Origin of the sequence: Geitlerinema sp. CS-897, from assembly GCF_028368005.1 — a bacterium.
Classification (GTDB): domain Bacteria; phylum Cyanobacteriota; class Cyanobacteriia; order Cyanobacteriales; family Geitlerinemataceae; genus Baaleninema; species Baaleninema simplex.
The window spans coordinates 20,929-33,321 of sequence record NZ_JAQNCQ010000360.1 but is presented as its reverse complement, the minus strand read 5'-3'; the positions used below and the strand labels follow the sequence as shown (position 1 = coordinate 33,321).

Here is a 12,393-nt window from a genome sequence, read left to right as displayed (position 1 = left end):
ACTGGTGACTGGTGACTGTTCCCCGTTCCCCGTTCCCCGTTCCCTGTCTTCACTGGTGACTGGTGACTGGCGACTGGCGACTGTTAAAGCCGTCCGACCCAATCGAGCAAATAATGGGCTAACTCTAATTTGGTGCAAGAGTCGATCGAACTTTGATTTCCGTCGGCGTCGATAAATACCGCTTGGTTGAAATTGCTGGCGAATCCTGAATTCGGAACGTCGATGGGGTTGGCGACGATCGCATCGAGTTTTTTCTGACGCAGCTTTTCCAACGCGGGCGTTACGATATCCCCCGTTTGAGCCGCAAACCCGATAATGCGTTGGTGGGGTTGTTTGTGTTGACATAACTGTCCGACGATATCCCCCACGGGAACCAGCGGTAACGCCTCGGGGAGCTTCGTTTTCGGTAATTTCTGACCGTATTTCTGAGCGGGTTTCACGTCCGCTACCGCCGCCGTCATCACCACCCAGTCCGCCTCGGGTAGAAATTCCAACAGTCGCTCTTCCATCTCTTCGGAGTTCGCCACAGACACCCCGCGAATCCCCGTCAAATCCGATACCACCTCTGGCGTCACCGAACCGTACACTAGCGTTACTTTCGCGCCGCGATGGGCGGCCGCCCGAGCCACTGCAACCCCCATTTTTCCCGTAGAGGGGTTGCCGATGAAGCGTACTGGGTCGAAGTACTCGCGAGTTCCCCCCGCACTGACGAGAACGTGGCGTCCTTCTAAGTCTTTAACGCCGTTGCTGTGGAGTAGCGAGGCGATGTGGGTGACAATGCGATCGCTCTCTGCCATACGTCCGACGCCCACGCGATCGCAGGCCAAGCGTCCCGAACCTGGCGAAACGCCATGAAATCTCGGGTCTTCCAACAACTGCATCCAATTGCGACGAACGGACATCTGTTGCCACATATCCGTATTCATCGCCGGAGCCACCAACACGGGACAGGTGGATGCCAAAATCGTGTTGGTCAGCAGATTATCCGCCAAACCGTTGGCCAGTTTCCCCAAGGTATTGGCCGTCATCGGGGCGATAACGATCAGCTCAGCCCATTCCCCCAACTCGATATGCAGGGGACGGCCGCGTACGGAGTTCCAAAAACTCTCGTCCGTGTAAGCCGGATGGCGACAGAGGGTCGCGACCGTTAGCGGAGTGACGAACGCCTCCGCTCCCGAGGTCAAGACGGCACGAACCTCCGCCCCGTCTTTTGCCAACCTGGAGATAACTTCACAGATCTTGTAGGCAGCAATGCCACCGGTCAAGCCGATGAGAACTCGTTTTCCAGTCAGTAATGACATTCAAGCGTATAAACTCGAGACTGCTCCGCGCGAACTCTTAACTTTCGTCGCAGTCTTCAAATTCTAATAGATAGCTGTAAGGTTCGACGAGTTCCGGTCGCTGGTAGGCGATCGCCCGCAACAGATGCCAATCGTCCAAACCTTCAAAGGGATTGGCATAAGCATCTGCATCGAGACGATCTGCCAGCGTTTTAACGTCGGCCTCCGTCAACGCCGAAATTTTTTGACGAGATACGCTTAAGGTCGTCATGGCTCTCACCTCCCTAGGGGCAAACAGACAAAGTTGCTCGATTTTGATGTCGTCTGTTCTCTGTGTTTTATCTTAATGCGATCGCCGACGGTTCTGGGGAGGAGGTTTACGTTTTGTTATTTTGTGTTACCGATCGGCAACATTAACTGGACGTATGGTCGAGGACGAACTGACGCAATCGCAGCACTTCTTGAGGACAGATTTGATGTGCCATCTCGAACTCTTCGTACTGCACGGCGACGCCACACTCGGACAAGCGATCGCGAGTGTCGCGAGCCGCCGACAGGGGAACGATGGGATCTTGGCGGCCGTGCATCACTAAAACCGGCGGAAATCGAGCGTTTCCGTCCACCGCATCGTGAAGATAGCCGCTCATGGACACCAACCCCGCTAACGGATACCTCGCCCCCACGTCCAGGGTCATGGCTCCTCCTTGAGAAAATCCCGCCAGTACCGTGTTCGAGAGCGGAATTCCCGTTTTCGCTTCCAAACGATCGAGCCACTCGACGAGGCGATCGCGACTCTCCACTAAGCCTTCGTACTTTTGAGTTTCCAAGTCGTACCACATTTTTCCACCGGGAACGTAGGGGTGGGGGAGCGGCGCGTCGGGACAGAGACAGAGATAATCTGGTAAGTTCAAAAGCGGATGTAACGACGCCAAATCTCTGGCGTTAGCGCCCCACCCGTGAAGGAGGACGATCGCCGCCGTCGGCGTTTTGTCGCTGTTCGGTGCGATTTCAATAACATCGAGTGACACGGCGTTCTCTCCTCATCCATAACAGGGATTAAAACTCTCGATTCTCCGGTCGATCCTACCCCGAGATGGTTGGGATTTCGTTCTCGTTCTGCTCGATCGCCGTTTCGATATTTGCTGCGGACTTCATGACGTACTCTCCTCGTCCCGATCCCCCCACCCAGGACGCGATCGATCCCTTCGATCGCACCGCCGCCAATCGCACAGAAAATCCGTTTTTCGCCGATCGCAAGAGCGATCGCCCCACTTCCCAAGCCAGCGATCGCCCCGCTTCCCTGTCACCGTTACCCCGTCCGATGTCTTACCCTGCCCTCCTCGAGTGGGCGAAAAACAACGAACGAGAAGCCGATCGCCAACGGCAACACACGCAACAGTACGTCGCCGATCTCAAGGACGAAGGAGAAAAACGCCTGGCCGCCGAACGCCGCAAACTCTGGTTGGAGTGGGGGCTTTTGGTGTTCGTGTTGTTGGCGATGTTTGGAAGTTCGCTCTTACAATTTTTGCCGATCGCCGGTTTCGGAGACTGGGGAGGTACGCCGACGACACCGAAGAATTCAGCAGAACCTTCTACCTCCAACGCGTTACCCGAAACGCGTCCTATAGACGAAAACGCCTCATCTCCAGACGACACCCCAGCCGACGCTTCGATCCTCTCTCCAGCCGATTCTCGCGACACTCAAACGGAGATCGATCGCGCCTTGGGACGCTGGCGGTGGGATTGGACAGAGAAACCGGACGCTCCCGCCTCAGAAACTCCCTCTCAAACGGAGATCGATCGCGCCTTGGGACGCTGGCAGTGGGATTGGACAGAGAAACCAGACGCTCCCGCCTCAGATGGGTTGTCTTCCGAGAGAATCCCAGCGATCGGATTTCCCAGTGCAGCAGTCTGGGGCGATCGCGGTGGCGATACGGAAGAAACGGGCGATCGCGGACTCGATGAATTTCAAACCGACAGTTCTTCCCCGTTACCCACCCTCGAACTCAACAACTACGCCGTCCGTTCCGAGTTTGGCGTCGATATTTGGTTGCCCGAGGGATCGCCCCTGTACGCCGTCGGCAAGAATGGCGAAAAAGTGATGGTACGCTGCGAGTCTCTCTCGAACGACGGATTTTCCGCGACGATCGTTAGTGAAAGTTTGCCCGAGTATACGTTTCGAGCGTCAAATTTAGACAGTTGTTTGGCTGGGACACACCATCCCGGCGAGGCGATCGCTACCGTAGGAGATTCTCTCAACTCGGGCGATCCTCATTTCCATTGGGAAGTCCAACGCAACGGAACCCCCATCGATCCGCCACTTTGGTCGATCGAATACGTTATCAAAGGCGATCTATCTGTAGATTTACCGAACAAATCCTTTGATTGAAGGGGGTTTTACGCTAATAGAAGTCCCAATCACACCAATAAGTCAACGATCTCCGATGCACTTTTTTCGTTTGTTTATATTTTTTAATTCATTTAAATTGGCTTAAAGCTTGAAAAAATACGAACATCTCGAAAAAAATATAGATGTCCTAAATGAGTCGTCAAAAATTAAAAACCAGAAAAAATCCGATTCCCTGTTTCTTGTTCCCGCTTCCCTTTTTGTCCTAATTTTGTTACACAACCGATTTAGGGTTGCCGATCGTGTTTTATGAAAATAGCAAAATTAGGTGAGTTTGACAGATTATACTGCAATAACAACGTTAAATGCAGGAATTAGAGAGTATAACCGGACGATAGATAGCCCGTCATTTCTTAAAAAAACAACGCAACCCTGACACCCAACCGATCGCCCCCGAAAAAACACAGAGAAGCGATCGGTCGTTCTGCCAATTTCCTCAGTGAAACCCAGCGCGTTAAACTAAAATGCACGAAAACGACTCGAAAGAGCCAAATCTAGACCGAAAACATCTATTTCAGGCAAAATGACGACTCAACTGCCACTCGGGGACGTATCACGACAACCGCTCGACTCGCAGCGACAAAGCCGCTCCGATCGCGAGCAGACGAATCCCTATCTCAACACGAAGAGTTTCCCAAAAGCATCGGAAATTTATCCCGCACCGCCGAGGTATCGCCCCAAGCCCAAGCCCGATCCTCGCCTTTCTCTACCGTCGCAACCCTCCCCATTGCCGACAACGCAATTTTCGACCTATCATCCCTTATATCGTTGGGCCCGCCAGCTCGAAGCCGAACGCGCGGCGCAGATCGAAGACGCCGAAGCCCGCATCGCTGCCCTTAAAGACCGTCACGAAAACTTGTTGGCAGACGATCCCCATCTGTGGTGGGAATTAGTCGTCTTATTTCTAGCCGCACTCGGCATTAGTTGGGGCTATATTTCATTTTTCGCCACCCCGAGCGATCGCCGCGCCTCCAATGCGATCGTTTCCCTCAAACCGACTCCCCAACTGGCATCGCAACCCCTTCCCCCACGGGTTAAAGACATTGGGGACGCCCCGATCGAACGACAAGTTCAGCTCAAAGGAGAGAAGACGCCCCTCGCCACACAACCGCTGTCCGAGTCGAAACTTCCCCTCGCGCGATCGACCCAAACCTTCAAAGGTGCGATCGACGGAATCGCCAAAAAACTGCCCCCCGACCTCGAAAAACCCGTCACCGACAACCAACGCATCGCGGGCTACCGCGTCACCGATGTTTTCTTACCATGCCAGGCGGCGGACTACTCCGACTGTCGTGCCGTCCATCCCGTTTACGGCAGCTACAGCGTCCCCCATTGGGGCGTCGATATCGCCATGCCGTACGGCGCACCCTTGCGGGCAGTCGGTCAAAACAAAGCCGCCGTTCGCGTCGCGTGTTCTTACAAAGCTGGAGGCGGACTGACGGCAACGATGTACAGCGATAGTTTTCCCGAGTACGAATTCCGGGCGATGCACCTCAGCGATTGCTTACCGGGAACTTACGAAGCCGGGGATATCGTAGCCGCCGTGGGTTCGAGCGGAGGCACTACCGGCCCTCATCTCCACTGGGAAGCCAAATTTTACGATCGCCACATCGATCCCCCCCGTTGGTCGATCGAATACGTTATTAAAGGCGATATCGTTTTGGAAATTCCCAAGAAATACACCTATTAAATCGCAAACCCTCAAATTACCAACCAAATCGCCAAGCCCCAAAACGGCACGAATCGCAACCAACGCACCGCACTCCCAACGGGTTCGACAGCACCGATTAACACGGCTTGGAAAATCCCGAACAACACCAAATCCGTACTGAATGCCACCGCCACGCGATCGCTCGTCACCTTTTCCACAAAAAACTGCAACCGTTCCGCCAATCCCCCAAATTCCGGGCGTCCCCTAAAAAACCAAACCACGGCGATCGCGCCGACTACCAACCCCGTCCAACCAAAAACCCGCGCCAGCCGTCCCTTTTCGCGCCGTTGGCTGACATCGGGAACCGTGAGCGATCGCCGTGCCATATAGGGCATTAGAAAAATATTCGTCAAAAACATCGCCGCTCCCCACAATCCCACGCGGGGAACCCGATAGCCTCTCGCGTCTGCCAAAAACAGCGGCAAAAACATAAAAATCCAGACTTCGGCAAAATTAAAAAACGCCTCCGTCACCGGATGCACCACAGGCGCGTTTATCCCGTCGATTCCGCTGAGAATCGGCAACACGAAAAAGAAATTCGTCGATTCGTCGATCAGTTCCCGCACCGTCTCCGGTTGAATTGCCCAAAGCGGTTCGCCAGGAAGCCACAAATTCGGCGGCGAGAGCAACAACAACCCCACGTACACCGCCGTCAGAACCCACAACAACCGTGCGTAACCGGGATAGAGTTTCGTATTTTTCTCGTTCTCAGATTTGGGAGTTTCTCTCGGTTTCAACACACGACGCACCAGCGGCGTTACCAACCGAATCACCCCTAACGAGACTTTCCCCGGTTTAAAGGGCGGTTCGACTAAATCGCGGGCAAACACCAGCTTTCCCGTGGTGTCGGAAATTCGATAAAAACTCGCCCCGCGTCCGTTGGGAAACGGAATCCCATCGAGTTCGACGTGCCACAGCAAACCGACGGCGCTTCCCTCAGCTTCAGTAATATCGTCAATGAGGAACAGCAAATCTTCAGGAACGCTGTCACAGGAGGTTTCAAACAGTCGGCGAACCGCCGCTTTTCCCCGGAACGGTTTGGGAAAGTTCAAATCTTCGTACACGCACTCATCGTCTACCAGTGCGATCGCCCCATCGATATCGCGGCGGTTAATGGCCTCGTAGAGCGATCGAACGAGTTGGGAAGCGTTTGCAGACATACTTGACTTTGGACAACGGGAGTTCAGAAAGGGAAGAGAAGTGGTAGAGGAATAAAATCGCCCTACCGTCACCACCAATGCCAGAATATCTCGAAAGCTTCCAGAAATTCTGCCAAGAGCTGTACGAAAGCTTTCCTTAACTTGAGGTGTTCGCGATCGCTCTCGGGTACGAACCTGCTCGTGAGGAAGTTGAAGGGGGGCTTCAGGCAGGAGAAGAAATGTAAGATGATTCTAAATGCGATCGTCCATCCGATTCGATCTTCCCATCATGTGAATTCCTTGTGTCATATTGGATCGTTAATAGTCATAGAATAGAGAAAATGGACGATCGAAATCCAGGCTAAATTCGATCGGATATTTTAAAATTTGTATCGATCGCAGACTCCTGTGCCAAATAAATGTTACTTTAATACAATATAGCAGCATGACTTCGTTTGCGGGATGTTTTCAATATTTCAATATGAATCATTGCGGTACGGGGTTTTCAGCCGATCTGTTTCCGCAAACCATTTAGGATTGCTATATAAACAAAAAAGAAAATTCATGAATATCGAAGAATTTCTTAAAAGATATAAAGCTGGAGAAAAAGACTTTAGAGGAATATTTCTTAGAGAGGCTAATTTACAAAAATTAATTATCGTTGGAGCAAATTTCAAAAATGCAGAGCTATTAGGAGTTGATTTTAGTAGATCTCGTTTATTTTATGCAGATTTTACAAATGCAAACCTGACAGGATCTATTTTCAACCCTTGCAACTTAAAAGGAGCAAATTTTCAAAATGCTGACTTAAGACAGGTTTACTTTAGAGACTCAAACTTGCGTGATGTGAATTTTAGTCTGGCAAATCTTGAAGGTGCAGACTTAGAGTCAGCAGAATTAGATAATGTAAATTTATATAAATCAAATTTAAGCCGTGCAAATTTTAGAGGAGTTAACTTGAAAAACACTCTCAACTTACATACTGCAACACTAAATCGAACAATATTTGGTTGTTTAGAGACCGAACCTTACGCACTTCAAAGTTCTACTTATTATTCGAGATCGGACAAATTTCGTAAGTCCGAGCTTAAGTCAAATCAACTCATGAGTGAATATAATGCAGGAAGAAGAAATTTTAGTGAATTGCGTTTAAATGGAGTTAATTTGAGTCATGAAAACTTAGAAGAAATTGTATTAAAAAGAGCAGATCTTCGTCAAGCTGATTTTACAGGTGCTAATTTAACAAATGCCAATTTAAAGTTCGCCTTACTGACTGAATCCAACTTAAAGAATTGTAATTTTCAAAGAGCTTGCCTATCTGAAGCTGATTTATCTGGATCTAATTTACAAGATTCTCAACTCAGGGAAGCTGATGTAGACTTGGCTTTATTAGAAGTTACAAATCTATCTCGAGCAGATTTGTTTGGAGCAAATCTCAACTTGTCCTCTTTAGTCGGCTCAAATTTAACTGAAGCCAACTTAAGAGGCGCCGTGTTAACGGACGCAGATCTGACAGGAGCCGATCTAATTCGTGCAAATCTTATCCTAGCAGACTTAACTGGAGCAAACTTAACTGAAGCGAATTTGTCATATGCCAATTTATCAAGATCGACGCTCGATCTTGCCAATTTTTCAAGAGCTGATTTAGGCTTTGCAAATTTTGAGTCTGCAAATCTCGTTGAAGCCAACTTTAGAAATGCAAAAAGGTTCTGGCAAGCAAATTTTTTCGGGATATATTGTTGGAAAACAATTTTACCTGATGGAAAAATTGAGATGAATTTCTGGCGCTTCTGTTAAAAATTTTCATGATTTTAGTCGTAGGGTGCGTGACTTGAAAAATAGGGTGTCGATCGTAAGACCAATAAATCGTCACGCACCGCTTTTACAGTGAGCAGTCGTAGGGTGCGTGACTTGAAAAATAGGGTGTCGATCGTAAGACTAATAAATCGTCACGCACCGCCAATGTACACCGCCCACATACAAGAGTGCGTGACGCGGACAAAGAAGGTCTAGTGTTGACAGGAACATGAGATTTTCCACGTCACGCACCGACACCTTCTCCTCATCACCGCATCCCTCAAGACGCCGCTGCGCCGAAATTTCTCAGAAAGACCAAACCGCTGTAAAGCTGAAAGGCGGGGTCCCAATTCGTCGGTTCCGATCGCGGAATATCGACGTAGGGCGTTACTTTCTCGAGGAGGAAATCGTAATCGATCGCGGTTTCGGCAAACTGCGAAAAATCCGACCACACTGGAATCTCAGGTAACAGGCGATCGAATGCTTGTATCATACCGTTCCAATTAATCCGCGTTGTGGCCGATCGTATTTTACCGATGGTTTGTTGCTGCTCGGGAGTAAAAATGACCCCTTGCTGAAAATCGTAACTGCGATCGCACAGGCGCAGGATACAGCGTCGTCGCGGTAAGTGCAGATCGCACACTTGCGCGAAATCCCGAGTTTCCACCTTCCGCTTAACTTGTTCCTTCGTTTTTCGACTGATATCGTAACTGACTGCGTTGACGAAAATCGGCACGCCACCGCGAACCTGTTGGCGTACTTCCTCCCAAGAAAAGCGAAACTTTCCCAAGCGATCGCCGCGATCGCGACACACGACGATCGGTTGAGGCGACAACGATTCAAAATACACCCCGCGCAACACTTCCAATTTCCCCACCTGTGAGATCGACGCCGCAAACGCCGGAATCTCCGCCGCCTTCAACTCCTTAACGTACAGTTGCAACTCTCCCACCGCCCCGGTTCTGTACAACCGCCACCCCCGCGACTGCAACATCAACCGGGCGCTATAAGGATCGGCGTTAAAAATACGAGCCAGATGTTGCGCGAATTCCTGGCGGCGTTCCGGTGGTGTCGCCTCGAGAACTAACGCCCCCACTTCGGCATTTTTCGGATCGGCTAAAATCCGTTCGATTTCCTGTTGTCGCTGGTGTTGCGCGGCTTCCTCGAGTCGTTGCAACCCCTGACGGGCGCGATCGATCAGTTTGGGCGAAGGACTGTCTCGCAGCAGTTGACGGTAAACGGTTTCGGCCGTATCGAAACGCCGGTTTTCCTCGTACAACCGTCCGATATAATACCGTACCCAGGGATTGTGAGGGGCAGTGTTTTTAAGCTGCTTGAGAAGTTTCGAGGCTCGCTTGAAGTCGCGCTGCTCGAATGCTTCCGCCACGCGATCGATCGAGGGGTCGGACATAGATACATTTTGGGGGTTTATCTATGGTTTTAGCGTATCCGATACTTTGGAGTAAGAAATGCGATCGCTTTCCGTTTCCGGGAATGCCACCAACGACAGCGCTCCTTACACAACGAACAGAACCCCAGCATCTTCACGATACCGGGGTTCTCGCTCAAACCGTAGCAGTTAGAACCTACTTGAGCATCAACGCCACTTCTTTAGCGAAGTAGGTCAAAATCAAATCGGCACCCGCTCGTTTAATACTGAGAAGCGTTTCGAGAATCACCTTTTTCTCGTCGATCCAGCCGTTTTGACCCGCCGCTTTAATCATGGCATACTCGCCACTGACGTTGTACGCCGCCACAGGAACGTCTGTTTCTTCGCGAATTTGGCTGATAATGTCGAGATAGGGCAGTGCCGGTTTCACCATGACGATATCTGCCCCTTCCGCGATGTCTAACTCCACTTCTTTAATGGCTTCGATCGCATTGGCCGGGTCCATCTGATAGGTCTTTTTATCGCCCGATTTCGGCGCAGAATCCAGAGCGTCGCGGAACGGCCCGTAATAGGCCGAAGCGTATTTCGCTGAATACGCTAAAATTCCCACGTTGGTAAAGCCCGCTTCGTCGAGGCCGTCGCGAATCGCCCCCACGCGCCCGTCCATCATATCCGACGGTGCGACCATGTCCGCCCCCGCCCGAGCTTGAGACAGGGACATTTTCACCAACACTTCAACGGTTTCGTCGTTGAGGATATAACCTTCCTCGTCGAGTAAGCCGTCGTGGCCGTGACTGGTGAAGGGATCGAGTGCTACGTCTGTAATGACGACGATATCCGGCGTACTTTCCTTAATCGCCGCTACCGTACGCTGTACCAAACCCTCGGGATTGTAACTTTCGCTGCCCGTTTCGTCTTTTTTCGCTTCGGGAATCACCGGAAACAGGGCGATCGCATTGATACCTAAAGCATAAACGTCCGCCACCTCTTTCACCAACAAATCGAGGGTGTAGCGGTAGCATCCTGGCATCGACGCCACTTCAACTTTCTGATTTTCCCCTTCCATCACGAACATGGGATAAATCAGATCGTTCACTGTCAAGTTGGTTTCCTGTACCATGCGTCGCAAGGCTGGAGTCCGACGCAAACGACGAGGACGACCGATAAGGTTGAGGGCGTTGGGTTGGGGAGACATATGCGATCGATGTTTTTTAAAACTGAATTAACGAGGAAGCATCAAAGACCGTTCGATGGGAGTTCGAGAAATCTTTCTAACAGAACTTACGCATTTACACCATTTGTAGGGTAATGACCGCGACCCTCCACGGGTAACGGGGTTCGCGTTAAAGTGCGTCAGTCCTATTCGAGAGACAGCAGAAGTCCGTGCGAAACATCTGAGTAAGACATCTGAAAATATTAGTTCATCGAACGGGACACCGTAAACGTTTCCGTTACGTTCTGCAACATTACGTTGCAACTGTTACGGCGATCGCACAAACGATACTCGTTACGAGTTTGATTACACTGTTAACAGTAAGGCGTGGCATTACCCCAGTCTCGATCGCCTTAGAACCCCTCGCGGCCACTGTATCCATGAATCCCACCGTAGACTACCTTCGCATTAGCCTGCTCGATCGCTGTAACTTCCGGTGTCAGTACTGTATGCCCGAAGGCGAAGATCTCAACTACATTCTCAAACAAAACCTACTCCAGCGAGACGAACTCCTGACACTGCTGCGCGAAGTCTTCGTTCCTCTGGGGTTCCGCCGCTTTCGCCTCACCGGAGGCGAACCCTTACTGCGTCCCGACGTCGTGGATATCGTCCGAGACATCGCTACCCTAAGCGAAACGCAAGATTTAGCCATGACGACGAACGGTTTTCTGTTATCCGAGAAAGCCGAAGCCCTCCACGATGCCGGACTCCAGCGCGTCAATATCAGCCTGGATTCCCTCCATTCCGAAACGTTTGACAAAATTATCGGAAATCGCACCAAGAGCCGCTGGAAGCAGACGTGGGACGGCATACAGAAAGCTTATGAAGTAGGGTTCGATCCCTTAAAAATTAACGTCGTGGTCATACCGGGCGTGAACGACGCAGAAGTACTAGACTTAGCCGCTTTGACCATCGAGCGTCGCTGGCACGTCCGCTTTATCGAATTCATGCCAGTCGGCAACGCCAACCTCTTTACCCACAAAGGCTGGATTCCCTCCGAAGAACTGCGCCAGCGCATCCGGCAGCATTGGGGACTCAAAGCCGCCAGCGTCACCGGAGCCGGCCCTGCCGACGTTTTCCAAATTCCCGGCGCCCAAGGAACCCTAGGCTTTATCAGTCAAATGTCCGAATGTTTCTGCGATCGCTGCAATCGGATGCGCCTGTCCGCCGACGGTTGGCTCCGTCCCTGCCTGCTCGACGAAACCGGTCAAATCGACCTTCGCAGTGCCTTACACCAAGGCGCATCCTTCCCCGAACTGCGTCAAGCCGTGCGCCACCTCTTGCACCTCAAACCCGAAATCAACTTTAAAGACCGCGATAACGGCACGCTCACCGGAGCTTATAGCCGCACCATGTCCCAAATCGGCGGATGAGGGGGTGAGAGGATGAGGAGATCTGGAGATTAGATGTCGGTGCGTGACGCGGTAACAGTCCATTAACCTGACTTCGACAACAT

At 51.2% G+C, this 12,393-nt stretch carries 10 protein-coding genes; 4 read left to right on the top strand and 6 right to left on the bottom strand.

The genetic code is table 11. The features are described from left to right. Positions 1-83 precede the first annotated feature (83 nt). The 3 genes from coaBC to POG22_RS22830 form a co-directional block, all read right to left on the bottom strand. Positions 84-1,301, bottom strand: coding sequence for a bifunctional phosphopantothenoylcysteine decarboxylase/phosphopantothenate--cysteine ligase CoaBC (gene coaBC / locus POG22_RS22840; RefSeq protein ID WP_498907243.1), 1,218 nt, complete (start codon positions 1,299-1,301; stop codon positions 84-86). A gap of 37 nt (positions 1,302-1,338) precedes the next feature. Next, a complete protein-coding gene (isiD, locus tag POG22_RS22835) occupies positions 1,339-1,551 on the bottom strand; it encodes a protein IsiD (protein WP_026097449.1) in 213 nt (70 codons plus the stop codon). 142 nt (positions 1,552-1,693) lie between these two features. Next, complete coding sequence (locus POG22_RS22830; protein WP_498907242.1) at positions 1,694-2,308, bottom strand: alpha/beta hydrolase; 615 nt, start codon at positions 2,306-2,308, stop codon at positions 1,694-1,696. 125 nt (positions 2,309-2,433) lie between these two features. On the opposite strand from POG22_RS22830, the gene POG22_RS22825 reads away from it, so the two are divergent. Both POG22_RS22825 and POG22_RS22820 read left to right on the top strand, forming a co-directional pair. Continuing rightward, positions 2,434-3,669 (top strand): M23 family metallopeptidase, encoded by a 1,236-nt coding sequence (locus POG22_RS22825; protein ID WP_498907241.1) that lies wholly within the window; start codon positions 2,434-2,436, stop codon positions 3,667-3,669. Between the two features lie 541 nt (positions 3,670-4,210). Next, positions 4,211-5,377, top strand: a complete 1,167-nt coding sequence (locus POG22_RS22820; RefSeq protein ID WP_498907240.1) for a M23 family metallopeptidase — start codon at positions 4,211-4,213, stop codon at positions 5,375-5,377. Between the two features lie 11 nt (positions 5,378-5,388). Here POG22_RS22820 and POG22_RS22815 read toward each other — a convergent pair whose 3' ends face one another. Further along, positions 5,389-6,558 (bottom strand): nuclear transport factor 2 family protein, encoded by a 1,170-nt coding sequence (locus POG22_RS22815; RefSeq protein ID WP_498907239.1) that lies wholly within the window; start codon positions 6,556-6,558, stop codon positions 5,389-5,391. 543 nt (positions 6,559-7,101) lie between these two features. Between POG22_RS22815 and POG22_RS22810 the strand changes: the two genes are divergently transcribed. Continuing rightward, on the top strand, positions 7,102-8,334 hold the full coding sequence (locus POG22_RS22810) for a pentapeptide repeat-containing protein (protein WP_498907238.1): 1,233 nt from the start codon (positions 7,102-7,104) through the stop codon (positions 8,332-8,334). A gap of 280 nt (positions 8,335-8,614) precedes the next feature. Here the strand turns inward: POG22_RS22810 and POG22_RS22805 are convergent, their stop codons facing one another. Beyond that, positions 8,615-9,745: a tetratricopeptide repeat protein gene (locus POG22_RS22805; RefSeq protein WP_498907237.1), complete on the bottom strand. Its 1,131-nt coding sequence runs from the start codon at positions 9,743-9,745 to the stop codon at positions 8,615-8,617. A gap of 175 nt (positions 9,746-9,920) precedes the next feature. After that, the gene (gene hemB, locus POG22_RS22800; protein WP_063718487.1) at positions 9,921-10,919 is read right to left on the bottom strand and encodes a porphobilinogen synthase; all 999 of its coding nucleotides are present in this window, start codon (positions 10,917-10,919) and stop codon (positions 9,921-9,923) included. A gap of 398 nt (positions 10,920-11,317) precedes the next feature. On the opposite strand from hemB, the gene moaA reads away from it, so the two are divergent. Then, positions 11,318-12,310: a GTP 3',8-cyclase MoaA gene (gene moaA, locus POG22_RS22795; RefSeq protein WP_498907245.1), complete on the top strand. Its 993-nt coding sequence runs from the start codon at positions 11,318-11,320 to the stop codon at positions 12,308-12,310. The last annotated feature ends 83 nt before the right edge of the window (positions 12,311-12,393 follow it).

Coding starts and splice junctions, on each gene's coding strand:
- coaBC (WP_498907243.1), bottom strand. CDS start 1,301: ATGTCATTACTGACTGGAAAACGAGTTCTCATCGGCTTGACCGGTGGC.
- isiD (WP_026097449.1), bottom strand. CDS start 1,551: ATGACGACCTTAAGCGTATCTCGTCAAAAAATTTCGGCGTTGACGGAG.
- POG22_RS22825 (WP_498907241.1), top strand. CDS start 2,434: ATGACGTACTCTCCTCGTCCCGATCCCCCCACCCAGGACGCGATCGAT.
- POG22_RS22820 (WP_498907240.1), top strand. CDS start 4,211: ATGACGACTCAACTGCCACTCGGGGACGTATCACGACAACCGCTCGAC.
- POG22_RS22815 (WP_498907239.1), bottom strand. CDS start 6,558: ATGTCTGCAAACGCTTCCCAACTCGTTCGATCGCTCTACGAGGCCATT.
- POG22_RS22810 (WP_498907238.1), top strand. CDS start 7,102: ATGAATATCGAAGAATTTCTTAAAAGATATAAAGCTGGAGAAAAAGAC.
- POG22_RS22805 (WP_498907237.1), bottom strand. CDS start 9,745: ATGTCCGACCCCTCGATCGATCGCGTGGCGGAAGCATTCGAGCAGCGC.
- hemB (WP_063718487.1), bottom strand. CDS start 10,919: ATGTCTCCCCAACCCAACGCCCTCAACCTTATCGGTCGTCCTCGTCGT.
- moaA (WP_498907245.1), top strand. CDS start 11,318: ATGAATCCCACCGTAGACTACCTTCGCATTAGCCTGCTCGATCGCTGT.